Genomic DNA, 26286 nt, shown 5'->3' with positions numbered 1-26286 from the left:
CGCGGACCTTGTCGCGACCTCGTGGCGGAGCCGCATGTCGATACAGCCCCGCGCCCCTTGGCGGTGATGCCCGGAGGTCGCTTGATGGGCTCGCGGGACCTTGTCGCGACCTCGCGGCGGAGCCGCGCATTGGCGCGGTCCCGGGGGATTTCGGGGTGGGGGGCGGTGTGATGTTTGGCTTTTGGGGGGTGTGGGGTGTGCAGGTACGTTACTGGTTAGTAGCATGGGGGTGAGCGCGCGCTCAGCGTGTCGTAGCAGTGCCGTCCCGCATCTGGAGGAGAGCCATCGTGCCTCGTACCGTCAAGGACGTCGTCTTCGTCGACGGCGTCCGTACCCCGTTCGGCAAGGCGGGTCCGAAGGGCATCTACCACGAGACCCGCGCCGACGACCTCGTCGTGAAGGCGATCCGGGAGCTGCTGCGCCGCAACCCCGGCCTCGACCCGAAGAAGATCGACGAGGTCGCCATCGCCGCCACCACGCAGATCGGCGACCAGGGCCTCACCCTCGGCCGCACGGCCGGCATCCTCGCGGGGCTGCCGCAGTCCGTGCCGGGCTACTCGATCGACCGGATGTGCGCCGGCGCGCTGACCGCCGTGACCACCACCGCCGGTTCCATCGCGTTCGGCGCCTATGACGCCGTCATCGCCGGTGGCGTCGAGCACATGGGCCGCCACCCGATGGGCGAGGGCGTCGACCCGAACCCGCGGTTCGTGAGCGAGAAGCTGGTCGACGAGTCGGCGTTGTTCATGGGCATGACGGCCGAGAACCTGCACGACCGCTACCCGTCGATCACCAAGCAGCGCGCCGACGAATACGCCGTGCGCTCGCAGGAGAAGGCCGCCAAGGCGTACGCCGACGGCAAGATCCAGCAGGACCTGGTGCCGATCTCGGTGCGCAACACCAACGCGGAGGTCGGTGAGACCGGCTGGGGTCTGGTCACCGCCGACGAGCCGATGCGTCCGGGGACCACGCTGGAGAACCTGGCCGGGCTGAAGACGCCGTTCCGGGTGCACGGCCGGGTCACCGCGGGCAACGCGGCCGGTCTCAACGACGGCGCCACCGCCTCGATCATCGCCAGCGAGGACTTCGCCCGCGCGCACGACCTGCCCGTGAAGATGCGGCTCGTGTCGTACTCGTTCGCCGGTGTCGAGCCGGAGGTCATGGGGTACGGGCCGATCCCGGCCACCGAGAAGGCGCTCGCCCAGGCCGGTCTGTCGATCTCCGACATCGGTCTGTTCGAGATCAACGAGGCGTTCGCCGTGCAGGTGCTCGCCTTCCTTGAGCACTACGGCATCGCCGACGACGACCCGCGCGTCAACCAGTACGGCGGCGCCATCGCCTTCGGGCACCCGCTGGCCTCCTCGGGTGTGCGTCTGATGACGCAGCTGGCCCGCCAGTTCGAGGAGCAGCCGCATGTCCGCTACGGCCTGACGACCATGTGCGTCGGCTTCGGCATGGGCGCCACCGTCGTCTGGGAGAACCCGCACTTCGAGGGGGACAAGTGAGCACCACCGCTGAGCTTTTGAAGGGTGCGGCCGAGCTGTTCCCGGACGAGGTCGTGACGTCCGCGCACGTCCGCCACCTCGAACTGCCCTCCGGCGCCGGGCGGTTCGCCCTGATCACGCTGGACAACGGGCTCGACCACACCAAGCCGACCACCTTCGGCCCCGCCTCGCTCGCCCGGCTGGACGCGGCGATCGACCAGGTCGAGAAGGAGGCCGCGGCCGGGGAGATCGTCGGCGTCGGCATCACCGGCAAGCCGTTCATCTTCGCGGTCGGCGCCGACCTCAAGGGCGTCGAACTCCTCAAGGAGCACGAGCACGCGCTCGCCATCGGCAAGGGCGGCCACGAGGTCTTCAAGCGGCTGGCCGGGCTCGCCGTGCCGACGTTCGCCTACTACAACGGTGCCGCCATGGGCGGTGGCGTCGAGGTCGGCCTGCACTGCGCGTACCGCACGGTGTCGAAGGCGATCCCCGCGTTCTCGCTGCCCGAGGTGTTCCTCGGCCTCGTCCCGGGCTGGGGCGGCTGCACGCTGCTGCCCAACCTGATCGGCGCCGACAAGGCCGTCTCGGTGATCATCGAGAACAGCCTCAACCAGAACAAGCAGCTCAAGGGGGCGCAGGTCTTCGACCTGGGCATCGCCGACGCGCTCTTCGAGGGCGTCGACTTCCTGGAGCAGTCGCTGATCTGGACCGCGCAGGTGCTCCGGGGTGACATCACCGTCGAGCGGCCCGCGATCGATCGCGGCGAGGGCTGGGACCAGGCCGTCGCCAAGGGCCGGTTCGTCGCGGACTCCAAGGTGCACGGCGCCGCCCCGGCCGCCTACCGGGCGCTGGACATCATCGCCGCCGCCAAGAACGGCGACCTCCAGCAGGGCTACGACGCCGAGGACGTGGCACTCGCCGACCTGATCATGGGCGGTGAACTGCGCGCCGGCATCTACGCGTTCAACCTGGTACAGAAGCGTGGCAAGCGGCCGGCCGGGGCACCGGACAAGTCACTCGCGCGTCCCGTCACCAAGGTCGGTGTGGTCGGCGCCGGTCTGATGGCCTCGCAGCTCGCCCTGCTGTTCCTGCGCCGGCTGGAGGTGCCGGTCGTGCTGACCGACATCGACCAGGAGCGCGTCGACAAGGGCGTCGGCTATGTCCACGCCGAGATCGACAAGCTGCTCGGCAAGGGCCGCGTCAACCAGGACAAGGCCAACCGTCTCAAGGCGCTGGTCTCCGGTGTCCTGGACAAGGCCGAGGGTTTCTCCGACGCCGACTTCATCATCGAGGCCGTCTTCGAGGAGATCGGCGTCAAGCAGCAGGTGTTCGCCGAGGTCGAGGCCGTCGCCCCGGCGCACGCGATCCTCGCCACCAACACCTCGTCGCTGTCGGTCTCCGAGATGGCGTCGAAGCTGAAGCACCCCGAGCGGGTCGTCGGCTTCCACTTCTTCAACCCGGTCGCGATCCTGCCGCTCCTGGAGATCGTGCGCGGCGAGCAGACCGACGACGCGGCGCTGGCCACGGCGTTCGGGGTCGCCAAGAAGCTGAAGAAGACGGCGGTGCTGGTGAAGGACGCCCCGGCGTTCGTCGTCAACCGCATCCTCACCCGCTTCATGGGCGAGATCCAGAACGTCATCGACGAGGGCACGCCGGTCGCGGTCGCCGAGAAGGCCGTGGAGCCGCTCGGCCTTCCGATGTCCCCGCTGGTCCTGCTTGAGCTGGTCGGTCCGGCGATCGGCCTGCATGTCTCGGAGACCCTCAACCGGGCCTTCCCGGACCGCTTCACCGTCTCCCCGAACCTCGCGGCCGTCGTCAAGGCGGGCAAGCGCGGCTTCTACGTCTACGACAGCGGCACGCCCGAACTCGACCCCGAGGTCGCCGCGTTGCTCCAGCAGGGCGACTCGGTGCTGACCGAGGAGCAGGTGCGGGACCGGGTGCTGGACGCGGTGGCGCAGGAGATCGGGCTGATGCTCGACGAGGGCGTCGTCGCCGAGGCCCAGGACATCGACCTCTGCCTGATCACCGGCGCCGGCTGGCCCTTCCACCTGGGCGGCGTCACGCCGTACCTGGACCGCGAGGGCATCTCGGAGCGCGTCAACGGCAAGCCGTTCCTGGCGCCCGGGGTGGCGTCCGTACCGGCGTGACCGGGTGACGGTCCGGCTGCCGGACCGTGAAGAGGGGGCCTCCGCGCACTGCGGAGGCCCCCTTTTTCTCAGCCCAGTTGGGATGAGAGGGCCTCAACCCCCGTTGGCGGAACGGGACTTCGTCCCACCCGGCCTCGCGGGGCTCAACTCCCCTGCTCTCAGGCCGCGTCCACCCAGCGGGACGCCGCCGTGTCCTGCTGGGGCAGGGCGCCGATCGGGCCGGGTGGGGCGAGGGCGGCCGCCGACGCGGTGCCGAGGGCGTCGATCGCCTCGAAGACACGCTCGCAGTTGCCGCCGCCCCGGTGCACGAAGAACTCCGCGACCCTCGCGCGGTGGACCGGCTCCACGGTGAAGCCCCGGCGGACAGCGGCGATGATCTCGTCGACGGCCTGGTCGACGGTCCGGCAGACCGGGCCGAAGCCGTCGTCGGCGAGATGGAAGTAGCCGCGCTTGTAGTGCCGCCCGTAGAAGTCCTCCTCGTCGAAGGGGACATGGACCAGCGGGATGCCCATGTACGCCACGTCGAAGAACACCGACGAGTAGTCGGTGACCATCAGCGAGCACTCCTTCATCGCCTGCTGGACACTGCGCCGGTGCGGGTCGGCGACCTCGATGGACGGCGAGGAGAACTGGAAGGTGTGCAGATAGGGGCGGATCTCGTAGTGCGGGAAGAACTCCAGGTCGACGCCGAAGTGGTCGAGCGCGCGGCCGAGTCGGGGGTCGGAGAGCAGCGCCTTGTAGAAGCGGTAGTACTCGGACTGGGTGAAGGTGGTCTTCGCCGGGCCCGCCGACTTCTTGTAGGAGGCGGTGACGATCCACTGCCGCCAGGTCGGCATCAGCAGGATGCGCGGTTTGTGTCTCGGCTCCCGCTGGAGGGCGTCGAACCGGGGGAACCCGAGCGCCTGGGCACGGTCGCCGTAACCGGCCTGAGACGCCATGAACTCCCGTTCCTGACGGCCCGCGGTGACCAGCAGGTCGTAGCTGGCGATGCGCTGGTCGGCACCGGAGGTCACGTCGTTGTAGGTGACGCCGTGCTGGAGGAACACCCGCTGGTATCGCACCAGTTCACCGAAGCGGTGCAGGAACAGCGCCTTCTTGTAGCCCTCGGGGACGAGGTAGGACTCCGAGTCGTAGGAGCCGATGAGTTTGGTGGCGTGCAGCAGATAGGCGCGGTGCTTGAAGGAGCCCAGCTTCAGAACGTTGCCGTAGCGGGCGACCTTGGCGTGGTCGGCGCTGGCCGGGTCGATGACGTAGTACACGCCCCGGCGCCCCCGGTGCTGCCGGGCCCATGTGAAGAAGTGGAACGAGTTGTCCTGCGCGGTGTCGGAGCGCTCGCCGACCAGCCAGATCTCCTTGCCGTGCAGGAAGGGATAGGTCAGCCAGTAGGCGAGGCGCATCCGCCAGCCGGGGTTGCGGGTCTTGAGGATGCGCAGCTCACGCCCGGTACGCCAGAGCGCGTGCCGTATCCGGGCCAGTGGGCCGCGTGCCACCACCCGCAGGTGCAGGGCGTCCTGGGCGCCGATGGTCAGCATGTACGGGTGCCCGCCGACCTTGCCGGGACCCTTGAGGCGGTGCAGGGCGAGCCGGGCCCGCATGACGACGTTGCGGTGCCGGGTGCCGTCGGCGCGGTGCACGCGCAGCCGGAAGTCACCGACGCCGAACCCGGTGTCGGCCAGCCGGGCCGCGGGGATCTCGGCGTACCAGCCGGCGTACAGGTCGCGGTTGCCGCGCGCGTTGTAGAGGTCGCGGCGGTAGACCTGGGTGAGCGGGACGGTGACCTTCAACTCCCCCACCTGGTAGACGAGTTCGAGGCGGTTGCCCATCGGGCGGCCGAGGTCGATGCCGGGGAAGGCCATGCACCCTTCGAGGACCAGCACGTCACCCCGGGTGCGGACGCTCTCCACGACGACGTTGGGGTCCTTGACCCTGGCCGCGCTGCTGGGGAGGTTGCCGCCGGGGAAGGTGCGGTAGAAGCCGTCGTCGTCGACCTCCAGGAGCGGCGGGGCGGCGGCGAGGGCCGGTTCCGGGTCGCAGAACAGCGGGAAGTTGCCCGTGCGGGCCGCGTAGTGGTCGAGCTGCTGGGCGGGGCTGGTGACGAACTCGGTGAGGACGTCGTCGGGGATCTGCGCGTAGTGCCGGTGCAGGTCAGGGAACATCTCGGCGAGCTGCGAACGGCCCATCACATTACGGGCGTTGCACAGGAAGCCCTTGTAGGTGCGGGTGGCGTAGCGCTGGAACATGCGGCGGATCTCGGGCCGTTCCTCGGCGCTGTAGTTCAACAGGAAGTGGTTGAGCCGGAGATGGTCGCGGTAGTTGGCGGGCTTGCTCCACAGCGAGTCCATGATGGAGGAGCCGTCGGGGCGCCCCCGGTACCAGTAGACGGGCCGGTCGACGATGCTGAGGGCACCGGCGCGCAGCAGCGCGGGCAGCGTCAGCCAGGCGTCCTCGAAGTGCACGCCCTCGCCGAAGCGCAGCCCGAGACGGCGCAACAGGGCGGTGCTGAACAGCTTGTTGCAGGCGGACCCGCTGAAGACCATGTCGGGGATCTCCGCGAAGTCGGTGACCAGCCGGTCGCCGGAGCCGAAGTACTCCTTCCACGGGCCGTAGGGCCGGTCAGGGAAGTTGACGAGGTCACCCATGACGACCTCGGAGCCGTCCCGCCGGGCCGCCTCGACCAGTGCCGCGAGGGCGTCCTCACCGAGGATGTCGTCGGAGTCGAGGAAGGTGACGTACGGCGCGACGACCTGGTCGAGCCCGGTGTTGCGGGCGTTGCCGAGGCCGCCGTTGCGCTGGTGGACGACGGTGACGTTGGCGTAGTAGGCGGCGAACCGCTCCAGCATCCGGGGCGTCTCGTCGGTGGCGCCGTCGTCGACCAGGATGACCTGCACGCGCTCGAAGCCGCGCTGGGCGGCGAGGGAGCCGAGACAGTCGTCGAGGTACCGCTCGACGTTGTAGCAGGGGACGACGACGGCGAGTTCGTAGCCGCCGGTGACCTGGTGGATCGGCGGGTGCAGGCGGCCGCGCCACCACATCCAGGGGGCGGCGGGGTCGTTCTGCTCGGTCTCGAAGGTACGCCGGCCCGCCGTCGCGGAGCGGAAAGCGAGGTTGCCGCTGACCGTGCGGTAGCCCTCGAACTCCTCGCCGTCGCGCGTGAAGGTCAGGCCGTCCAGGGCGATGTCGCGGACGTTCAGCGCGGAGCGGGAGCGGCTGCGCTTCCACTCGACGACGACGGAGACGTTCCACACGGTGGCGTCGGCGAGGTCGTCGCCGAGCAACGTGCCCAGATCGGCGGTGCCTTCGAAGGTGACGAGGCGTTCGTCGACGGCGGTGCCGGCGACCGGCACGAGCACGTCCCGTTTCGTGTGGCGGTTGCGGACGGCGAGGAAGAGGGAGACGGAGTCGGCGGCGGCGATCCGGCCGAAACGGTTGACGAGTTCGCCGGTGTAGGTCAGCTCGGTGCCCGTCACCTCCCAGCTGTCGAGCTGGGCGAAGAGCGGGATCTGTGTGACGGGGGCGGCGGCCAGGCCGAGTTCGGTGACGTCGAGCATGCGGCGGGCGTCGGGCAGGTGCAGATGGTCGGCGGACCAGTGGACCCGGCCGTCCTCCTCGACCAGGTGGGACGAGAACACGCTCTTGCGCTGTGTGTAGTCGAGCGTGGTGAGGGCGGCCTCGATCTCCTCGTACATCAGGAAGTAGGCGCGCACCCGGTCGACCGGGCCGCACAGTTCGAACGCCTCCTCGCTCAGCGAGAACAGATAGCCGCTGACGATCTCGGCGAAGCGCTGCTGGAAGTCGGCGTCGCCCTCGGCCAGCGCCCGCATGTACAGGCGCAGGTCATGGGTGAGGAACTTGGCGTCCTTGCGCACCTTCAGCTGCCACAGCCCGCGCTCCAGGAGGAAGCCGTCGGTGGCGCGGTGCACGGCGATCCGGTCGGTGATGCTGCGCAGTTCGCCGGTGCGCCCGGTGATGGAGGGGCCGTCGGGCTCCCACATCCAGCGGTAGACGGGCTCGGTGAGGACGGTGATCCCGCGCGCGAGGCACCCGACGACGGTGGAGAAGTAGGTGTCCTCGTAGAAGACGCCCTCCGGGAACCGGACGCCGGACGAGCGCAGGAACTCGACGCTGTAGAGCTTGGCGGCGGCGATCGGGTCGGACAGCAGGAGCGGGAACTCCTCAAGTCCGGTGACCGTGCGGCCCATCGCGTACACCTCGGGCGCCCAGGCCTCGGACTCGCCGGTGGCCCGGTTGACGCGCAGGGCCTTGCCCGCGGTGATGTCGCTGCCGGTCTCCAACGCGCTCGCGACCAGGCGTTCGCAGGCGCGCGGCGGGAGTTCGTCGTCGGCGTCCAGGAAGAGCAGCCAACGGCCCTCGGCCTGGGCGATGCCCCAGTTGCGCGGGGCGCCGACGCCGCCGCTGTTCTCGGTGCGGCGCAGCACCCGCACCCGGGGTTCGCTGCCCGCGAAGTTGGCGACGACCTCGATGGTGCCGTCGGTGGAGGCGTCGTCGACGACGATCACCTCGACCAGTTCGTAGGTCTGGTTGACGGCGGACTGGAGGGCCTTGCCGATGGTGGTGGCCGCGTTGTGGGCGGGGATGACGACGGTGACCCAGAGGTTGCCGTCGTCGTGGGCCCGGTGCTGCTCGGGGTGGCCGGTGCCGGGTCTCATCAGTAGTCCTCCCAGCCCGCCGGGGCCTTGCGGGACGGGCCGTGCCAGGCCTGGCCGATCTGGGTGAGCGGCATGGTGTCGCCGTGCGGCGGCGGGATGCCGGGGAGTCCTGGGGTGGGTTCGTCGGCCGGGTCGGCGGCGGGTCCGGCGGTGGGGTCGGCGGCGTTCAGGAGGACGGGGTTGGGGCGGGGGTACGGCTGGAAGAAAGGATTCTCTTCCGGTTCGGGCGCCCGGTACCGGTCGTCGTCGAGGAGTGCGTCGGCCGCGCCGCCGCGCTGGCGGTGCCGTCCCTTGTGCAGGTGCGGGGCGATGGTGCCGACGGTGTCGGTGTCGGGGTTCAGCTCCTCCATGACCCGGGTGAAGTCACGGGTGGAGAGCCAGAACTTGTACATGATCACCAGCTCGAAGGCGATCAGGAGCGCGGCCGACACCGCCGTCGTCCACAGGATCTGGCCGATCAGCGGGCCCACGATGAACACGAACATCTGGAACTCGATGCCGCTGATCAGATGCGGGCGGACCCGGGTGCGCAGCATGGCCCGGCGGATGCGGGTGTACCAGGGGAACTGGCCGCGGAACTGCTCGTGCAGGTCGACCACGGTGGGCGCACCGGCCCCGGCGCGGAGGGTCTCGGCGGGCAGGTGCGGGTTCTCGCGGAGGAGGTCCTCCATGAAGACGACCGGTGTGTCTCCGGCGCCCTGCTGGACGCCGGCGCGGGCGTCCCGTTCGGCCTGCTCTGACCGTTCCGCCCGCTCAGCCTGCTCTGCCCGTTCTGCCTGTTCGGCCTGTTCGGCCTCGGCGCGGGTCCGGGTGACCTTCTCGATCTTGGCCCGCATCGACATGCGCATCTTGTAGATCTGGAGCGCGTCGACGTAACGCAGCATGTCGAGGAAGACGACGACCAGGGCGGCGACGAGGTAGCGCTCGTCGTCGTGCGGGAAGAACTGGCCGCCCATCAGGGCGAGCGCGCAGAACAGGACGCGGATGCGGTCGAAGACGTAGTCGAGCCAGCCGCCGAAGACGGTACCGTTGCCCTTGAGGCGGGCGAGCTTGCCGTCGATGCAGTCGAGGACGAAGCTCAGGTGGTAGAGCAGGGCGCCGATGATCAGGGACTGCCGGTCGCCCCGGAGGAAGAACCCGCCGGCGGCCAGGCCGATGAACAGGGCGGCCCAGGTCACGCGGTTCGGGGTGATGAACCGGAACCGGGCGAAGACCAGCAGGAGCCGGGTGGCCGTGGGGTCGACGAGGAAGACCGTCCACCAGGCGTCTCGTTTCTTGCAGGTCAGTTTCTGGACAGCCCGCAGCGAAAGCCTGGCCATAGCCCCCCGTCACCCCTTTAAAAGAAAAAATCCCCCATGCCCGTCCCGACACACCCCGGGGCGGACCTGCCCATACGGTCGACTTTTCACAGTTCGATCACATGGAAGACCCGAACTTTAACAATCCTTCACCTCTCTGTCGACGCGCGTTGACCTGCGCATTGTCGCGAGCTTGATCACAGGAACCGGGTACAACCCTTTGCGCTCTTCGCGCGGGGGAACCACGAACGACCCTGGGTGCACACACGTCCCTCACCTGCTGAAGGGGGCGCGAGCACCGCACCGGCGCGGGTCCTTCGGTCGGAATCAAGCCATCCGCTTGGCTGTGGGGAACGTACGCCGACATGTGCGGTGATCGTCCGGGAAGCTGTGAAACGGCGCCTGCTCAGCCGCCGACCACGCGCCAGGCGCCGAGGGTGATCGCCGCACCGTGCTCGGTGTACTCGGCGTGCTCGTCACGGTCCGCCATGAGCAGCCGCCCGCCGGGCAGCCGGGCCGCGACGGAGAGCCGCCCGCTGCGGCCGACGGCGGCTGCGGGAACGCCGGGCGAGGGGTCTCCCGGCGTGGGCGTTCGGGTCTCCTGCCACCACGTCCCGGTGTCGGGGCGGCCCGTGGGGTGCACGCCGAGGGCTGGGCCGCCGTCGGTGCCCCGGCCGAGCAGCAACGAGTAGCTCCAGACGCCGAGTTGGATGCCGGGGGCGGTGGCCAGGGGCCCGGTGCCGGGGTCCGGTTCGGCGAGCGGGGCGGGGGCCGGGGTGCCGGGGCGCCAGTGGCAGGCGCGGCCGGTGCGGGCGTCGCGGAAGAGCAGCGCGCCCGGTTCGGCGGCGGGGGCGAGGCTGCCGGGGCGGGCGGCGAACGGCAGGGTGCGGTCCTCGGTCCAGGCGCCGTCGGGCCCCGGGTACCAGCGCAGGACGGCCGCCGTGTCCCGGGCCAGGGCGAACAGTTCGACGCCGCCGTGCGCGCCGGTCACCGCGACGAGTTCATCGGCGACCCGCAGCCCGCTCAGGTGCTGCCACGGGGTCCAGGTGCCGTCGGCGGTGCGGCGGCGGTGACTGACGCTGTGGCCGAAGTTCCTTACGAACACGCAGAGTTCACCGGCGGCGTCGAACGCGGCGGCGGGGAAGCCGACTTCGCGTCCCTTCTGCCAGGCGGCGGTGTTCGGCCCGCCCAGCAGGAGCCACGGCGTGAGCGGGCGCCCGGTGCGGTACTGGGCCGCGTGCACGACGTCGACGTCCACACCGCCGTCGTCACGGGCGGTGCGGCGCAGCGCGAGCAGATGGGGCAGCCCGTGCGGGTCCCTGATGACCAGGAGCCCGGGGGCGAGCGTGGGGCCCTCCACGAGTTCCGGCCCGTGCCAGTCGCCGCCGGGCACCTCCTCGTACCAGCGCACGATCCCGGCGGCCGTCGGCCAGAACGCCGTGAGCCTGCCGTCGAACCCGGCCGAGAGCCAGTTGACCGGCGCCGGGTGACGCGGGGTGACACCGGCACCGGCGGCCCGCTCGGCCCGCAGACACTCGACGTGCAACGGCCGTCCCGTTTCCGCCTGTTGGGCCCGTGCGGCGTCCAGGGCAACGGCGGCGGCCTCGGCGTGCGCGGCGGGCACCCCGTAGGACAGCGCGCCGCTCACCTCGTCGAGCCCGGTGTGGACGGGGTCGGGGTCGAGGGTGCTCAGCCGCTCGGGTGCGAGTGAGCGCAGCACCTTGCGCAGGGCGGCCGTGGCATCACCGGCGTCCAACACGCTGATCCCTCCGTGCAGTTGGCAGCCCCGGGCCTCGGCGGCGCCCAACGCCCGCTCCAGCGCGGCCCGTCCGTCCTTGGCCCCGGCCCGCAGGCAGAGCACGGCGATCCGGGCCCCGGCCCCCTCACGCTCGACCAGTGCGACCGCGTCCTGGGGCTCGGGCACGACGACGGCGACGAGCTGCGCGCGCCGGTCCGACACCGGGCCGGTGGAACGGGGCGCACTGCGATCGGCCTTACGGGTCATGCGGTCACTTCCCTTGCGGGGGCCGGGAGTTGGGCGGGGGTGAGGTGGGGGACGGGGGCGGGGGCGGTGGGGGTGAGCGCGGGGGTGGTGAGGCGGGAGTGGGGGGTGCGGGCGGGTGCGGGGACGGGTTCCGTGGTGGGCTCGGGGGCCATCCCGGCTTCGGCGGGGCCGGAGTTGGGGGTGCGGGCGGGTTCCGTGGTGGGCTCGGGGGCAGGTTCGGGTGGGCGTTTCGCCGTGGAGGTTCTCGGTTTCACAGGGGGTTCCAGTCGCCCAACGTCAGGCCCGGTTCCGGCTGTTGGCGGGTGAGCGCCAGTCGCCCTTCGGGGGTGGCGGCCAGGAGGGTGACGCGGCCGTGGGCGTCGTGGGCGAGGACCGGGTCGCCCTGACAGGACGTGCCGGTGTCGGTCCACCAGACGCCGTTGCCCTCGTCCTCCGTGCCGCAGACGCCCAGCACGATCCGCCCCCCGGTGTCGCGGTGGGCCAGCACCGTGCAGGGGTAGCCGTCGAGCACGGTGGTGAGGGCGGTGTGGCGGCCGTCGCCGGGGTTGCCGCCCAGCGGGATCGGCCAGGCCCCCGCGCGGACGGCGACGACACCGCCGCCGACCAGGTCGGTCAGGTAGGTGGTGACCCGCCCCGGCGAGGTCTCCAGCGCGGTCACCGAACCCGGCAGCGGAACGACGCCGATGTCGTGCCCGCGCTCCAACGGGGCGCCCGGAGCCGCCCCGGTCCAGGTCAGAGCGCCGGACGCGGTGGGCACGAGGAGATGCAGCTGCCCGGTGGCGGTGGCCGCGAGGGCCGGGGTGTCCACAGCCGCGGCGACCTTGAGATCCCGCCACGCCTCCCAACGCCCCTGCGCGTCCTCGCGCCGCACGGCCAACCTGCCCTCGGCCGTGGGGACGACGAGGTGCAGGGCGCCCGAGGAGTCGACGGCGCCGGTCGGGGTGCCCATCTGGGCGGTGCGTTCGCGTGTGGCGTGCGGGTTGCCGACCGAACGCCATTCGCTGAGGGGGCGGCCCGTCTGGTACTGGATCGCGTAGACGAGGTCCACGGCACGGGCGGCGCCGGTGCCGCGTACCCGGCGCCCGATGAGGTGGGCGTAACGGTTCCGGCCCTGGACGACGGTGAGTTGGGTCAGCCCTTTGAGGGGCAGCACGTCGGGGCCGGTCCAGTCGGGGCCGCCGGGGCGGGTCTCCGTCCAGCGCAGGACGGCGTCGTCGACCTGCGCGTAGGCGATGAGCCTGCCGTCGTGCCCGGTCAGCAGCCAGGGCCCGGAACGCACCGGGCGGCGCTCCGCCTTGTCGGCCGACCGCGTCCCGGCGACGCCGTCGCGCACGGCAGTGCCCCCCATGTCCGCCCCCGTTCCTCTCCGGGTCAGTCCCCGGTTCCCGCTCCGAGCCGGGCTACGGTCACTGCGGAACCCGACGTTGCATCATAGGTATGTCGTACGAAATCGCCGTTCTTTGTTGATCGTTGCCGTTCGTCGGCATTCGTTGCCGTTCGTTGCCGTTCGTAGGTGTTCGTTGTCGTTCGTCGGCGTGGCCCGAGGTCCGGTGTGGCTCAGCGGTCGGCCTGGGTGTGGCGGGCCTCTGGGTAGCGGTGGCACCAGCCCGCCCAGGCCGAGGTGACCACCGCGCGGGTGTCGTACCGGGCGGTCCAGCCGAGTTCGGCGTGGATGCGGTCGACGGAGGCGACGACCCGCGCGGGGTCACCGGCCCGCCGGGGCAGTGTCACCGGCGCGGCGGCCGGACCGTATCCGGTCACCTCACCGATCAGCGTGATCATCTCGCGCACCGAAACGCCCTCCCCGCGACCGATGTTGACCGTCAGGTCGCTGCCCGCCTCCCGCGTGGACAGCGCTCGGGCGGCGGCGAGGTGGGCGGACGCGATGTCCTCGACGTGGATGAAGTCGCGGACACATGTGCCGTCGGGGGTGTCGTAGTCGGCGCCGAAGACGGCCGGGGCCTCGCCGTCGGTGAGCTTCTCGAAGACCATCGGGACGAGGTTGAACACCCCTGCGTCCGCGAGGAGTTCGTCCGCCGCACCGGCGACGTTGAAGTAGCGCAGGCAGGCCGTGGTCAGCCCGTGCGCCCGGCCCGTCGCGCGCACCAGCCACTCCCCCGCGAGCTTGGTCTCGCCGTACGGGTTGACCGGGACACAGGGCGTGTCCTCCGTCACGAGGTCCACGTCGGGGGTGCCGTACACGGCGGCCGAGGAGGAGAACAGGAAGCGGCGCACGCCGGTGTCGACGACGGCCTCCAGCAGCGTCCGCAGACCCTGCACGTTCTCCCGGTAGTAGTGCAGGGGTCGTTCGACCGACTCTCCGACCTGCTTCTTCGCCGCGAGGTGGACGACTCCGGTGATGTCGAGGTCCCGCAGCGTGGCGCGCAGCAGGGCGCCGTCCAGCACCGTGCCCTTGACGAAGGGCACGCCGTCGGGGACGCGGGCGGGGTCGCCCGTGGAGAGGTCGTCGTACACGGCGACGCGTTCGCCCGCGGCACGCATCGCACGGACGACGTGCGTGCCGATGAATCCCGCACCGCCAGTGATCAGCCAAGTCATGGCGGGCATACTATTTCTTTGGTCGGCGTTTACAAATAGATCACATCTTGTGCGTGAACTGTCCGGAGTCTGCTTATAGTGCGTGACTGATCGGGCAGCACACGGACCGGCTCCCCCCATCCGCGTCCTCACGCCAACAGACCGCCCCGCGGGGCACGACCTTTGAGGACTCGACGAGGATGAGCCATGTCTCGACGCCCCGGCCCAGCGACTCCGACGCGCCTTCGCGGCGCGGCGGCAATCGGCGCCGCAAGCGCGGGCGCACCGGCAAGCGCCGTACGGGCCGCTGGATTCTGCTCTGCCTGGCCGCTGTGCTGGTCGCCGGGGCGGGCACCGGCTACTGGCTGTACCGGGGGATCGACGGCAACCTCGACGGCGTCGACCTCGACCGGGCGATCGGTGACGACCGCCCCGAGAAGTTGCCGACGTCGGGCCAGAACATCCTGATCCTGGGCTCCGACTCGCGGGCCGGTGCCAACGCCGAGCTGAACACCGGCACGGTGTCCGGGGCCCGTTCGGACACGGCGCTGGTGATGCACATCCCCGAGGGGCGCACCGAGGCCGTCGCGATCAGCATCCCCCGGGACACGCTGGTGACGCGTCCCGAGTGCACGACGTCGGACGGTTCGACGGTCGCCGCCGCGCAGCGCGTGATGTTCAACTCCGTCTACTCCAAGGCCGGTCCGGCCTGCGTGGTCAAGACGGTGGAGAAGATGTCCGGCATCCGCATGGACCACTACGTCGAGGTCGACTTCGCCGGTTTCAAGGACCTGGTGGACGCGATCGGCGGCGTCACCGTCACCGTCGACCAGGACATCAAGGACACCTCCAGCGGCCTCGAACTGACCGCCGGTACGCACAAGTTGAACGGCACGCAGTCGCTCCAGTTCGTCCGCACCCGGCACGGCATAGGGGACGGCAGCGACCTCGGGCGGATCGGTCTGCAACAGCAGTTCATGCTGGCGCTGCTGTCCGAGATCAAGAAGCAGGATCTGCTGGGCAGCCCGGTCAAGGCCTATAAGATCGCCGACCAGTTGACGGCCGCGCTCACCACGGACTCCGAACTCGCCTCGCTCACCGCGCTCGCGACCTTCGGCCGCAGCCTCAACGGCGTCGACCCGGCCACCATGGAGACCATCATGCTCCCGGTCGCCTACGACAAGACCGACCCGAACCGCGTCGTGGCCGCCGAACCGCAGGCCACGACCCTGTGGAAGGCGCTCCGCACCGGCACCACGATCCCGGACTCGGCAAAGAAGTCCCCGGCGACCGGCGGCAACTGACCCCGCCACCCCTACCTCACCAACGCCAGCTGCCCCCACCCAGCCGGGCCACCGGTGCCGGTCCCACCTGATCGGCCGGGCCCACAAGGACAGTTGGTGCCGCCCGGCCGGGCCACCGATGCGGCTCCGCCTGACCGGCCCTGCCATCAGGGGCAGTTGGCCCCGCCCAGCCGGGCCACCGGTGCCAGTCCATCCCGACCGACCGGACCACGTAAGGCAGTTGGTCCCGACCGGCCGGAAACCGTACGACAGTCGGACCCGACCCGCCCTGCCACCGGCGGCAGTTGATCCCGCTCCGCCGGACCACGTACGGCAATCCGACCCGAACCGCTGCTCCACCAGCGGCAGTTGGACCCGCCCCTCCCCGGGTCACACCTCCCGCCACGCCTCCAGGGCGAGGCCTGGTTCGGTTTTGCGGTGGGTCAGGAGGAGGGTGCCGGTGGATGGGGACAGGGTCGCCGCGACCACCCGGTCGGCGGCGTCCACGGCCACCGACACCACCGCGTCGGACGGGAGCCCGGGTCCCGACTCCGTCCACCAGGCGCCCGCCGACTCCCGCTCGGTCGGGTACGCGGCGAACGCGACCCGGCCACTCACCGAGCGCTGCGCGAGCAACGTGCAGTCGTGGCCGTCGAGTTCACAGCGCACGGCGGACACGGGCCCGGGTCCCGCCGACGCCAGCACCACGACGGGGTCGGCACCCGGACGCCAGACGCACAGGTCACCGGCGTCGTCGGTGTAGAAGAGGGTCGTGGCGTCGGCCGAGGTGGCGAGGGCGTACAGGGTGCCGGGCCTGGCCCGCGCCTCGACCGCCTCCGCCAGCACCGGCACGGCGCCCGCCTCCTCCTGGAGCCAGTGCAACAGGCCGCCCGGCACCGCCGCGTACAGCTCCACGCGCCCCGACTCCCCCGTCACGGCGGCCAGTTGGTCCTGGACATCCCGGCCCTTCAGGTCCCGCCAGGGGTCCCAGCCGCCCTTCTCCTTCTGCGCGACCATCGAGACGCCGCCGCCCTTGTTCGGGACGAAGACATGGGCCCGCCCCTCGGCGTCCACCGCGACGGCGGGCGTCCCGGTGCGGTCGCCCTTCCTGTCGGGGTGCCCGATCGACACCCAGTCGAGGGCGGCGAGCCGGGGCCGGAAGTGGGTGGAGTGCACAAGCCCGGACTCGCCGGGGACGGTGGGCCGCCAGCTGACCAGATGGGCGTAACGGTCCGCGCCGTGCCCCAGAGCGGGCGGCGGCAGCAGGGTCTGCTCGCCGCCGACGGTCCTGGCGGGCGCCCAGGAGGCACCGGGCGCGCGTTCGGCCCGGCACAGGACCGCGTCCTGAGTCGACAGATAGACACCGAGCCGCCCGTCGCGGCCCCGGATGAGCCAGTCGCCGTTCACCGGTTCACCTTAAGCGGAACGGGTCGGGCGCGGTCGGGCGGGGAGCACGAACCGGGCCGATGGGGGCAAGCTGGGGGTGAGTGATCACCGTTCGAGAGGGAGACCGACCTCATGGCCGACAAGCTCACCGTGGGCGTGCTGGGCACGGGCATCATGGGGGCCGCCATGGCCCGCAACCTGGCCCGCGCCGGACACACCGTCCGCGCCTGGAACCGCACCCGCGCGAAGGCCGAGCCGCTCACGGCCGACGGCGTCCAGGTCACCGCCACCGCGACCGAGGCCGTCGAGGGCGCCGATGTCGTCCTGACCATGCTGTACGACGGTCCCGCGACCCTGGAGGTGATGCGGGAGGCGGCCGCCGGGCTGCGTCCGGGGGCGGCCTGGACGCAGTCGACGACCGCCGGGATCGCGGGCGTCGCCGACCTCGCCGCCTTCGCGGACCAGCACGGCCTGCTCTTCTACGACGCCCCCGTGCTCGGCACCCGCCAACCCGCCGAGGCCGGTCAGCTGACCGTGCTCGCGGCCGGTCCCGTCGCGGGGCGGGCGACGGTGACGCCGGTGTTCGACGCGGTCGGCGCGCGCACGGTGTGGACCGGGGAGAACGGCGCCGACGCCACCGCGACCAAGCTGAAACTGGTGGCCAACAGCTGGGTCCTCGCCGCCACCGCCGCGACCGGCGAGGTGCTCGCTCTCTCGCAGGCCCTCGATGTCGACGTGACGCACTTCTTCGACCTCATCTCCGGCGGGCCGCTCGACATGGGGTATCTGCGGGCCAAGACGGCCCTGATCCTGGAGGACCGGCTGACCCCGGCCCAGTTCGCGGTGGAGACGGCGGCGAAGGACGCGCGTCTGATCGTCGAGGCGGGACGCGCGGGCGGGGTCCGCCTCGACGTGGCCGAGGCGAGCGCCGACCGCCTGGCACGGGCGGCCGCGCAGGGGCACGGGGACGAGGACATGGTCGCCGCGTATTTCGCCAGCTTCGAGGAGAGTGACGGACCACGGAAGGGCTGAGCCGGCCCCGGGTCCGTGCGAACCTGGCCCCATGAACGACACCACCCCGCTCCTCGTGATCGTCGACGCCGCCAATGTCGTCGGCTCGGTGCCCGACGGCTGGTGGCGGGACCGGCGCGGGGCCGCCGAACGGCTGCGGGACCGGCTCGCGGCGGACGGGGTGCCGGGGCGCGCCGGGCCCGTCGAGATCGTCCTCGTGGTCGAGGGCGCCGCCCGTGGCGTGGCGTCCGTGCCCGGCGTACGGGTCGAGTCGGCGCCGGGCAGCGGGGACGACCACATGGTCGACCTGGTGGCCGACGCCGGTGACCGCCCGGTGCTCCTGGTCACCGCCGACCGCGAACTACGCCGCCGGGTAACGGAGTTGGGCGCGGAGGTCGCCGGCCCCCGCACGGTCCGCCCCGCCTAGCCGGAACGTCGACGAGGGCGCCGTTCAGCCGGATCGGCAACGGCGTCGGCAGTCCCGTTGCCCGCGCCGGTCACCGCGTCGCCGTTGCGTCCGTGCCGTCGTCTCAGCGGCGGCGTTCCGCCCGTCCGGGTCTGTCACGGGGCCGGTGGTGTCGCGTCCAGGCGGGTGTACAGGACCGCTCCGTCGACGCGGCCGGTCTCCTCGTAGCCCTCGGCGAGGAGGCGGCGGAGGGTGGGGACGCGGTCGGGGCCGTAGGGGCGGCCGCGTGAGTCGTCGACGATCAGCACCGGCGGCCGGTGTGCCATCTCCCGCCGGAACGTCGGCCAGGCGCCCTCGACCGCGAACCTCTCCCCCACCCGTGGGCCGTCCCGTCCCCCGCTGAAGTTGGTGAGGAGCCCGGCGGTGAGGTAGCGGGTCGCCGGGAGCCGCCCGGCGAGCCAGTAGGTCTCCGGGTGTATGCCCCAGACCAGGACCCGTTCGCCGGGGCGGGTGCGGTCGGTGAGGGCCTGGGCGAGGCGCTGGACGTGGGTGAGTTCGGTGCGCGGCGCGCACAGGCCCCAGGCCAGGAACAGGGCGCAGCAGCAGACGGAGGTCAGCGCGGCGGCCACCAGCCGCTGCCGGGGCAGGATCTGGAGCGCGGCGGTCGCCAACAGGGCCAGCGGGGGCACGAGTTGGAGGTAGTAGTGGCCGAAGAAGTGGAAGCCGGCCAGCACTCCGCACGCCGACGCGGCGAGCCACAGCCACAGGTCGACCGAGCCGGTGCGGGCGATCCGCAGGACCCGGACGACCGGTGGCAGCAGTCCCGCACAACCGGCCAGCAGAATCGCCGAGTTGGTCAACCCTCGTACCAGGACGTGGAGTTCGGAGCCGGTGAAGGAGGCGTAGGCGCCCGATCCGGTGACCGTCCAGAACAGGAACCCGGCCGGGTCGGTGAGCGCGGCTGTGCACAACAGCGGGGCGGCGAGGCCGAGTCCGAGGCGTAACAGGCCGCCCCGGTGGGTGCCGCACAGCCACAGCACCGGCAGCAGCACCGCGCCGCCGGTCTGCTTGGCGAGGAACGCGCAGCCGATCGCCACCCCGGCCGCGCCGAGGCGGCGCCGGTCCGCGCACCACATGGCGGCGGCGGTGAACGGCAGCATGAACACCTCGAACCCGGCGGCCTGCGCGTCCTCGGGGTTGAGCCCGATGGAGGCCAGCAGATAGAGCGCGCCCGCGGTGCGGCCCGCGGTGTCGCCCCAGCGGCGCCGGGCGAGGGAGGCGAGCAGCACGGCGGTCAGGAGGTGCGCGAGGAGGGCGAGCACCCGGACCGGGGTCAGCGAGTCCGAGCCGCAGAGCGCGAACGCCGCCTCGTACAGCCAGGGCACCAACGGTGGTTTGCGGTCGACGACGGTGTCGTACAGGGTGCCGCCGTGCGCCAGCATCCGGGCCTCGACGGCGAGGAAACCCTCGTCGGGGTTCCACAGCGGGCGGGCGACGGAGGGGATGCGGGTGACGCAGGCGAGCGTCGCCAGCAGGGGCAGCAACCGTCTCCAGTAGCCGTGCGGGGCGGTGGCGGAGCGTGCCGGGGCGAGCTGCGCGACGAGCATGGGGTGCACGCTATCCGGCCCCGCACTCCGCATCGAAGCGGGACATACGGGGCCGGGTGACGGATACGGCGGCTACTCCGTGGCGCCGGTGGCCGGGGTGATCTCGCCGCGGGCGAGGCGGCTGTGGGTGCGGCCGTAGAGGAAGTACACGGCGAAGCCGATGGCCATCCAGATCGCGAACCGGAGCCAGGTCTCGGCGGGCAGGTTCAGCATCAGCCAGAGCGAGGCGGCCACCGAGACGATCGGCAGGATGGGCATCAGCGGGGTGCGGAACGAACGGGGCAGGTCGGGGCGGGTGTTGCGGAGGATGACCACGCCGACGGCGACCGTGATGAACGCGAAGAGGGTGCCGATGTTCACCAGTTCGGCCAGCTCGCTGAGGCTGGTGAAGCCGGCCACGATCGCGATGATCACGCCGAGCAGGATGGTCGGCCGGTGCGGGGTCTTGAAGCGGGGGTGGACGTGCGAGAAGAACCGGGGCAGCAGTCCGTCCCGGCTCATCGCGAAGAACACCCGGGTCTGGCCGAGCAGCAGGATCATGCAGACGGTGGTGAGGCCGATGGCGGCGCCGAAGCTGATCACGCCCGCGTACCACGGGTGTCCGACGGCCTTGAACGCGTCGGCGAGCGGGGCGTCCACGGACAGTTGGCTGTACTTCTGCATGCCGGTGACGACGACGGACACGGCGACGTACAGCGTGGTGCAGATGACGAGGGAGCCGATGATGCCGCGGGGCATGTCGCGCTGCGGGTTGCGGGTCTCCTCGGCGGCGGTGGCGACGACGTCGAAGCCGATGAAGGCGAAGAAGACGACGGACGCGGCGGTGAAGATGCCCAGCACACCGAAGTTGGAGGGGGCCCAGCCCGCGATCAGCTGGATCAGCGGCGCCTTGATGTCACCGGCCGCCGAGGTCGACTCCGCCTTCGGGATGAACGGCTGGTAGTTGCTGCCGGTGATGAAGAACGCGCCCGCGACGATCACCAGCAGGACGACGGCGACCTTGATGGCGACGACGACCGAGGTGACCCGCGCCGACAGCTTCATGCCGAGCACGAGGATGCCGGTGAGGACGAGGACCAGGACGGCGGCGAGGATGTCGAACCCGAACCCGTGGGCGCCCTCCCGGCTGCCCAGCGCCGCCGGCAGATGCCAGCCCGCGGTCTCCAGGAGCGAGGCCATGTAGCCGGACCAGCCGACCGCGACCACCGCCGTACCGAGCGCCAGCTCCAGGATGAGGTCCCACCCGATGATCCAGGCGGGCAGCTCCCCCAGGGAGGCGTAGGAGAAGGTGTACGCCGATCCGGCGACCGGGATGGTGGAGGCGAACTCGGCGTAGCAGAGCGCGGCGAGCGCGCACACGACGCCGGCCACCACGAAGGAGAGGGCGACGGCCGGTCCCGCGTTGTTCTTGGCGACCGTGCCGGTGAGCACGAAGATTCCGGTACCGATGATCACGCCGACCCCGAAGACCGTCAGGTCCAGCGCGGACAGGCTCTTGCGCAGGGCGTGTTCCGGCTCTTCGGTGTCGCTGATGGACTGCTCGACCTTCTTCGTCCGGAAGAGGGCACTGCTCACGGGGTACCTCCCACGCTCGTCGTCCTCGACATGATCGAGAGGCAGCGCAAAAGGTATGCCCCGGCACACCCAAGATCACTCAAACACCACCCCCCAACCACCCCCCAGAAGCCAGGGCAGACGGAACCACGCAACCAACGGCCCGGCAACGCCGCTAAGGGGCGCGGGGCTGTTATCGATCTGCGGCTCCGCCGCGCGGCCACGCCAAGCCAGGGCGGACGGAACCACCCAGCCAACGGCCCGGCAACGCCCTAAAGGGGCGCGGGGAACGGCGCGACAAGCCCCCACCGGCCCGCACCCGCCCGACAACCCATAAGGGGGCGCGGGGAACGGCGCAAACCACCCGCACCCCCACGCCCCCTCACTCACCGAGGCGAGCGCCTCAATCTCGCGCGGGCTCCACCGAGTCCACGCCGGCGGCGTCCGTGCCGTACCGCCCGTCCAGCCGGGACACCAGCCCCGTGACCTGCCGGGCGATATCCGGCGCGGTCAGCCCGATCTCGGTCAGCACCTCCGCCCGCGAGGCATGGTCAAGGAACCGCGGCGGAATACCGAAGTCCCGCAACGGCACATCGACACCCGCGTCCCGCAACGCCTGCGCGATGGACGAACCGACGCCCCCGACCCGGCTGTTGTCCTCGACGGTCACCACCACCCGGTGCCGCTCGGCCAGCGGAGCCATCGCCTCGTCGACCGGCTTGACCCACCGGGGGTCGACGACGGTCGTGGTGATCCCCTGCTGATCGAGCAGCCCGGCGATCTCCAGGCACATCGGGGCGAGCGCCCCCACGGAGACCAGCAGCACGTCCGGCCTGTCGGTACCGGGCTCCCGCAGGACGTCCATGGAGCCGACGCGCCCCACGGCCGGCACGGCGGGGCCGACCGCGCCCTTGGAGAAGCGGACCACGGTCGGCGCGTCCTCGACCTGCACGGCCTCACGGAGCTGCGCCCGCACCTGATCGGCGTCGCGCGGCGCGGCGAGCCGCAGCCCGGGCACGACCTGAAGGATCGACATGTCCCACATGCCGTTGTGCGAGGCACCGTCGGTCCCGGTGACCCCGGCCCGGTCCAGTACGAACGTCACACCGCACTTGTGGAGGGCGACATCCATGAGGACCTGATCGAAGGCACGATTGAGGAAGGTGGCGTACACGGCGAACACCGGGTGCACCCCGCCTGCCGCGAGCCCCGCCGCGGACACGGCGGCGTGCTGCTCGGCGATGCCGACGTCGTAGATGCGGTCGGGGAAGGCGGCCGCGAACTTCTTCAGGCCGACCGGCTGGAGCATCGCGGCGGTGATGGCCACGATGTCCTCGCGCTCCTTGCCGAGTTCGACCATCTCGTCGCCGAAGACGGAGGTCCAGTCGGCGCCGGAGGCCTTGACCGGGAGGCCGGTGTCGGGGTGGATGGGGCCGATGCCGTGGAAGCGGTCGGCCTCGTCCTGGAGGGCGGGCTGGTAGCCGCGGCCCTTCTCGGTGAGGCAGTGCACGATCACCGGGCCGCCGAACCGCTTGGCGCGGGCCAGCGCGGATTCGAGCGCCTCGATGTCGTGGCCATCGATGGGACCGACGTACTTCAGGCCGAGGTCCTCGAACATGCCCTGCGGGGCGATGAAGTCCTTGAGGCCCTTCTTCGCGCCGTGCAGGGTCTCGTAGAGGGGCCGGCCGACGACCGGGGTGCGCTCCAGGAGGTCCTTGCCGCGGGCCAGGAAGCGTTCGTAGCCGTCGGTGGTGCGCAGGGTGGCCAGGTGGTTGGCGAGGCCGCCGATGGTGGGCGCGTAGGAGCGCTCGTTGTCGTTGACGACGATGACGAGGGGGCGGTCCTTGGCGTCGGCGATGTTGTTCAGCGCCTCCCAGGCCATGCCGCCGGTCAGGGCGCCGTCACCGATGACGGCGACGACGTGGTCGTCGCGTTTGCGGATCTGGTTGGCTTTGGCGAGGCCGTCGGCCCAGCCGAGGACCGTGGAGGCGTGGCTGTTCTCGATCACGTCGTGCTCGGACTCGGCCTGCGAGGGGTAGCCGGACAGGCCGCCCTTCATCTTCAGGCGGGAGAAGTCCTGACGGCCGGTGAGCAGCTTGTGCACATAGGACTGGTGGCCGGTGTCCCACAGCACCTTGTCCCTGGGTGACTCGAAGACGCGGTGCAGGGCGATGGTCAGCTCGACCACGCCGAGGTTCGGGCCGAGGTGGCCGCCGGTCTTGGAGACGGCGTCCACGAGGAAGGAACGGATCTCCTCGGCCAGCCGGTCCAGCTCTTCCAGGCTGAGCCGGTCCAGATCGCGCGGTCCCGTGATGCTGGTCAGCAGCGACACCCGTGCCTCCTTGCAGTAGAGCTGTTTCCGGGTTCGTCGAGTCTAATGTTCCGCCCTGGCGGGCGGTGTCCGGGCGGTGCGTCGTACGTCACGCGAACGGCTGTACCCAAGATCGGGCTTTCTTATGACATGACTGCGCCCGGTACCGCCGTCGGTACCGGGCGCAGGTGCGTGGGTCCGCTACGCGCGACCCGCCGTCTTCTGCGTCTTGCGGGTGATCGAGTCGATGACGACCGTGGTGAGCAGGACCGCCGCGGTGATCATGTACTTGACCGGTTCGGCGATGGACTCCAGCTGAAGTCCGTACTGGATGGAGACGATCACCAGGACGCCGAGCAGGGCGTTCCAGGTGCGGCCGCGTCCGCCGAAGAGCGAGGTGCCGCCGATCACGGCCGCGGCGATCGCGTTCATCAGCAGGTCACCGGTGCCGGCGCTCTGGTTGGCCGAGGCGATCTTGGAGGCCAGGAAGAGGCCGCCGATGGCCGCGAACCCGCCGGAGATCGCGAAGACCGAGATGCGGATCGCGGTGACGTCGATGCCCGCGCGGCGGGACGCCTCGACGCTGCCGCCGAGCGCGAACACCTTGCGCCCGTAGGAGGTGCGGCGGAGCAGGAAGTCGGTGCCGATCAGGAAGACCAGGAAGATCAGCGTGGCCAGCGGCAGCCCCTTGTACTGGTTGTACATCGCCGCCGCGGCGAACGAGATCACGGCCAGCAGCGCCGTCCGCATCAGGGTGTCGCTGAGCGGCCGGGACGGGATGCCGACGGCCTCCCGACGGCGGTTGCCGAGGAAGGAGGTGAGGAAGAACACCGCCACCACGACCACCGCGAGCCCGTAGGCGGCGGCCACGTCCGCGAAGAAGTACGTGGTGAGCTTGCCGATCAGCCCGTCGCTGTCGAGGTTGATGGTGCCGTTCTCGCCCAGGATCTTCAGCATGAACCCGAGCCAGAACAGCAGTCCGGCCAGGGTGACGGCGAAGGCGGGGGCGCCGAGCACCGCGAAGAAGAAGCCGTGGGCCGCGCCGATGGCGGCACCGGCGACGACCGCGATGAGCACGGCCGCCCATTCCGGCCAGCCCTGGTTGACGGCGAGGACGGCGGCGATGGCACTGGACGCGCCGCTGACCGAGCCCACCGACAGGTCGATCTCGCCGAGCAGCAGCACGAAGACGATGCCGACGGAGATCATGCCCGTGCCGACCATCGTGACGGTGATGTCGCTCAGGTTCTGCGCGGACAGGAACTGGGAGTTGAGGCTCTGGAAGATGACGCAGATGGCGATGAGGCCGATCACGACGGGCATCGAGCCCAGCTCACCGGCCTTCAGCTTGCGCCTGAACTCGCCGAGGTAGCCCGCGAGCCCCTGCTCCCGGACGAGCAGCCGCGGGTCCACGGCGGTCACCGCGGCGGCGGCCGCCTCGGGGTTGCCGACGGTGCTCGGGTCCTCGGGCGTCACGGGGGCGGTCTTGTCGACGCTCACTGGGAAACCTCCCCGTCGGTGCCGGGCATGCTGGTCGTGCGGGCGGCACGGCGGGTGACCGCGTTGTCGGTGGCGCCGGTGATGGCGGAGATGATCTCCTCCTGGGAGGTCGTCCTGACCTCGAAGACACCGTTGTTCTGGCCGAGCCGCAGCACGGCGACCTTGTCGGCGACGGCCTTGACGTCGGCCATGTTGTGGCTGATGAGGATGACGGCGTGACCGCGCTCGCGCAGCCGTTCGACCAGGTCGAGGACCTGCGCGGTCTGCTCGACGCCGAGGGCGGCGGTGGGCTCGTCGAGGATGACGAGCTTGGGCTCGCCCAGCATGGAGCGGGCGATCGCCACCGTCTGGCGCTGACCGCCGGAGAGCGAGGCGATCGGGATGCGCACGCTGGGGATACGGATGGAGAGCGTGCGCAGCAGCTCCTGCGAACGGCGCTCCATCTCGACCTCGTCCAGGACGCCCCACTTCTTCAGCTCGCGGCCGAGGAAGAGGTTGCCGACGACGTCGATGTTGTCGCACAGCGCGAGGTCCTGGTAGACCGTCGCGATGCCCAGGGCCTGGGCATCGTGCGGGCGGTTGATCGGAACGGCCCTGCCGTCCCACTCGATGACGCCCTCGTCGATGGGATGCACGCCGGCGATCGTCTTGACCAGCGTGGACTTTCCGGCTCCGTTGTCGCCCACCAGGGCGACCACTTCACCGGCGTGGACCTCAAGCTCGACATCGGTGAGCGCCTGAACGGCACCGAATCGCTTGGAGACCCCGCGCAACGCCAACACAGGCGTAGCGGACACGTGAACCATCTCCTTCGCCGCCTGACCCAGCGGAAGGTAATACAGAAAAGAACGGAGAGAAAAGGAAAGGGGGGAGGGCCGGGGAAATCCCACCAAGCCAACCCGAGCACATTCACCAACGGCCCCGGCAGCGCCCCACTAAGCCGACCCGAGCAATGTCACCAACGGCCCAGCAACGCCCCTGAAAGGGGCACGGGGCTGTGTCGATGTGCGGCTCCGCCGCGCGGGCGCGACCAGCCACGACGGCGCGCCAGCCGAAATTCGACCGAAGACCGCCGGCCGGCAATAAAAC

The 26286-nt window shown here is 71.0% G+C and carries 17 protein-coding genes; 5 read left to right on the top strand and 12 right to left on the bottom strand.

Translation table 11 applies throughout. From position 1 onward, the window contains the following. The first annotated feature begins 287 nt into the window (after positions 1-287). Both ACIQOU_RS04920 and ACIQOU_RS04915 read left to right on the top strand, forming a co-directional pair. On the top strand, positions 288-1505 hold the full coding sequence (locus tag ACIQOU_RS04920; RefSeq protein ID WP_401533917.1) for a thiolase family protein: 1218 nt from the start codon (positions 288-290) through the stop codon (positions 1503-1505). Next, positions 1502-3631, top strand: coding sequence for a 3-hydroxyacyl-CoA dehydrogenase NAD-binding domain-containing protein (locus tag ACIQOU_RS04915; protein ID WP_401533915.1), 2130 nt, complete (start codon positions 1502-1504; stop codon positions 3629-3631). The genes ACIQOU_RS04920 and ACIQOU_RS04915 overlap by 4 nt, the downstream gene beginning before the upstream one ends. A gap of 158 nt (positions 3632-3789) precedes the next feature. Here ACIQOU_RS04915 and ACIQOU_RS04910 read toward each other — a convergent pair whose 3' ends face one another. The 6 genes from ACIQOU_RS04910 to galE form a co-directional block, all read right to left on the bottom strand. Next, entirely contained in the window at positions 3790-8298 is a 4509-nt protein-coding gene (locus tag ACIQOU_RS04910) for a glycosyltransferase (RefSeq protein ID WP_401533913.1), read from the bottom strand. After that, complete coding sequence (locus ACIQOU_RS04905) at positions 8298-9617, bottom strand: CDP-alcohol phosphatidyltransferase family protein (protein WP_401533911.1); 1320 nt, start codon at positions 9615-9617, stop codon at positions 8298-8300. Before ACIQOU_RS04905 ends, ACIQOU_RS04910 begins: the two co-directional genes overlap by 1 nt. Positions 9618-10002: 385 nt before the next feature. Next, positions 10003-11601, bottom strand: coding sequence for a hypothetical protein (locus tag ACIQOU_RS04900; RefSeq protein WP_401533909.1), 1599 nt, complete (start codon positions 11599-11601; stop codon positions 10003-10005). Further along, positions 11598-11855 carry a hypothetical protein gene (locus tag ACIQOU_RS04895; RefSeq protein ID WP_401533907.1) on the bottom strand — a complete coding sequence of 86 codons (258 nt, stop codon included), beginning with the start codon at positions 11853-11855 and terminating at the stop codon, positions 11598-11600. The genes ACIQOU_RS04900 and ACIQOU_RS04895 overlap by 4 nt, the downstream gene beginning before the upstream one ends. After that, complete coding sequence (locus ACIQOU_RS04890) at positions 11852-12949, bottom strand: hypothetical protein (protein WP_401533905.1); 1098 nt, start codon at positions 12947-12949, stop codon at positions 11852-11854. Before ACIQOU_RS04890 ends, ACIQOU_RS04895 begins: the two co-directional genes overlap by 4 nt. A gap of 209 nt (positions 12950-13158) precedes the next feature. Further along, positions 13159-14160, bottom strand: coding sequence for a UDP-glucose 4-epimerase GalE (gene galE / locus ACIQOU_RS04885; protein ID WP_401533904.1), 1002 nt, complete (start codon positions 14158-14160; stop codon positions 13159-13161). 179 nt (positions 14161-14339) lie between these two features. Here galE and ACIQOU_RS04880 point away from each other — a divergent pair, with 179 nt between their 5' ends. Beyond that, positions 14340-15443: an LCP family protein gene (locus ACIQOU_RS04880; protein WP_401533903.1), complete on the top strand. Its 1104-nt coding sequence runs from the start codon at positions 14340-14342 to the stop codon at positions 15441-15443. Positions 15444-15812: 369 nt separating this feature from the next. Here ACIQOU_RS04880 and ACIQOU_RS04875 read toward each other — a convergent pair whose 3' ends face one another. Next, positions 15813-16829: a hypothetical protein gene (locus ACIQOU_RS04875; RefSeq protein ID WP_401533901.1), complete on the bottom strand. Its 1017-nt coding sequence runs from the start codon at positions 16827-16829 to the stop codon at positions 15813-15815. A 111-nt stretch (positions 16830-16940) separates the two neighbouring features. Here ACIQOU_RS04875 and ACIQOU_RS04870 point away from each other — a divergent pair, with 111 nt between their 5' ends. Together ACIQOU_RS04870 and ACIQOU_RS04865 are read left to right on the top strand one after the other, a co-directional pair. Then, on the top strand, positions 16941-17840 hold the full coding sequence (locus tag ACIQOU_RS04870) for an NAD(P)-dependent oxidoreductase (RefSeq protein ID WP_401533899.1): 900 nt from the start codon (positions 16941-16943) through the stop codon (positions 17838-17840). 31 nt (positions 17841-17871) lie between these two features. Then, positions 17872-18246, top strand: a complete 375-nt coding sequence (locus ACIQOU_RS04865; protein ID WP_401533898.1) for an NTP pyrophosphohydrolase — start codon at positions 17872-17874, stop codon at positions 18244-18246. Between the two features lie 134 nt (positions 18247-18380). Here the strand turns inward: ACIQOU_RS04865 and ACIQOU_RS04860 are convergent, their stop codons facing one another. The 5 genes from ACIQOU_RS04860 to ACIQOU_RS04840 form a co-directional block, all read right to left on the bottom strand. Next, positions 18381-19832 carry an ArnT family glycosyltransferase gene (locus tag ACIQOU_RS04860; protein ID WP_401533897.1) on the bottom strand — a complete coding sequence of 484 codons (1452 nt, stop codon included), beginning with the start codon at positions 19830-19832 and terminating at the stop codon, positions 18381-18383. A gap of 72 nt (positions 19833-19904) precedes the next feature. After that, complete coding sequence (locus tag ACIQOU_RS04855) at positions 19905-21407, bottom strand: amino acid permease (RefSeq protein ID WP_401533896.1); 1503 nt, start codon at positions 21405-21407, stop codon at positions 19905-19907. A gap of 382 nt (positions 21408-21789) precedes the next feature. Further along, positions 21790-23718 carry a 1-deoxy-D-xylulose-5-phosphate synthase gene (dxs, locus tag ACIQOU_RS04850; RefSeq protein WP_401533894.1) on the bottom strand — a complete coding sequence of 643 codons (1929 nt, stop codon included), beginning with the start codon at positions 23716-23718 and terminating at the stop codon, positions 21790-21792. Positions 23719-23898: 180 nt separating this feature from the next. Then, positions 23899-25197 carry a sugar ABC transporter permease gene (locus ACIQOU_RS04845; RefSeq protein WP_401533893.1) on the bottom strand — a complete coding sequence of 433 codons (1299 nt, stop codon included), beginning with the start codon at positions 25195-25197 and terminating at the stop codon, positions 23899-23901. After that, a complete protein-coding gene (locus ACIQOU_RS04840; RefSeq protein WP_401533892.1) occupies positions 25194-26003 on the bottom strand; it encodes an ATP-binding cassette domain-containing protein in 810 nt (269 codons plus the stop codon). The genes ACIQOU_RS04845 and ACIQOU_RS04840 overlap by 4 nt, the downstream gene beginning before the upstream one ends. Positions 26004-26286: the final 283 nt, after the last annotated feature.

The organism is Streptomyces sp. NPDC091279 (assembly GCF_044757465.1).
Lineage (GTDB): Bacteria > Actinomycetota > Actinomycetes > Streptomycetales > Streptomycetaceae > Streptomyces.
Note: the sequence above shows the minus strand (reverse complement) of the source record. Positions and strands in the feature narration are given on the sequence as shown.

Coding starts and splice junctions, on each gene's coding strand:
- ACIQOU_RS04910 (WP_401533913.1), bottom strand. CDS start 8,298: ATGAGACCCGGCACCGGCCACCCCGAGCAGCACCGGGCCCACGACGAC.
- ACIQOU_RS04905 (WP_401533911.1), bottom strand. CDS start 9,617: ATGGCCAGGCTTTCGCTGCGGGCTGTCCAGAAACTGACCTGCAAGAAA.
- ACIQOU_RS04900 (WP_401533909.1), bottom strand. CDS start 11,601: ATGACCCGTAAGGCCGATCGCAGTGCGCCCCGTTCCACCGGCCCGGTG.
- ACIQOU_RS04890 (WP_401533905.1), bottom strand. CDS start 12,949: ATGGGGGGCACTGCCGTGCGCGACGGCGTCGCCGGGACGCGGTCGGCC.
- galE (WP_401533904.1), bottom strand. CDS start 14,160: ATGACTTGGCTGATCACTGGCGGTGCGGGATTCATCGGCACGCACGTC.
- ACIQOU_RS04880 (WP_401533903.1), top strand. CDS start 14,340: ATGAGCCATGTCTCGACGCCCCGGCCCAGCGACTCCGACGCGCCTTCG.
- ACIQOU_RS04870 (WP_401533899.1), top strand. CDS start 16,941: ATGGCCGACAAGCTCACCGTGGGCGTGCTGGGCACGGGCATCATGGGG.
- ACIQOU_RS04865 (WP_401533898.1), top strand. CDS start 17,872: ATGAACGACACCACCCCGCTCCTCGTGATCGTCGACGCCGCCAATGTC.
- ACIQOU_RS04860 (WP_401533897.1), bottom strand. CDS start 19,832: ATGCTCGTCGCGCAGCTCGCCCCGGCACGCTCCGCCACCGCCCCGCAC.
- ACIQOU_RS04840 (WP_401533892.1), bottom strand. CDS start 26,003: ATGGTTCACGTGTCCGCTACGCCTGTGTTGGCGTTGCGCGGGGTCTCC.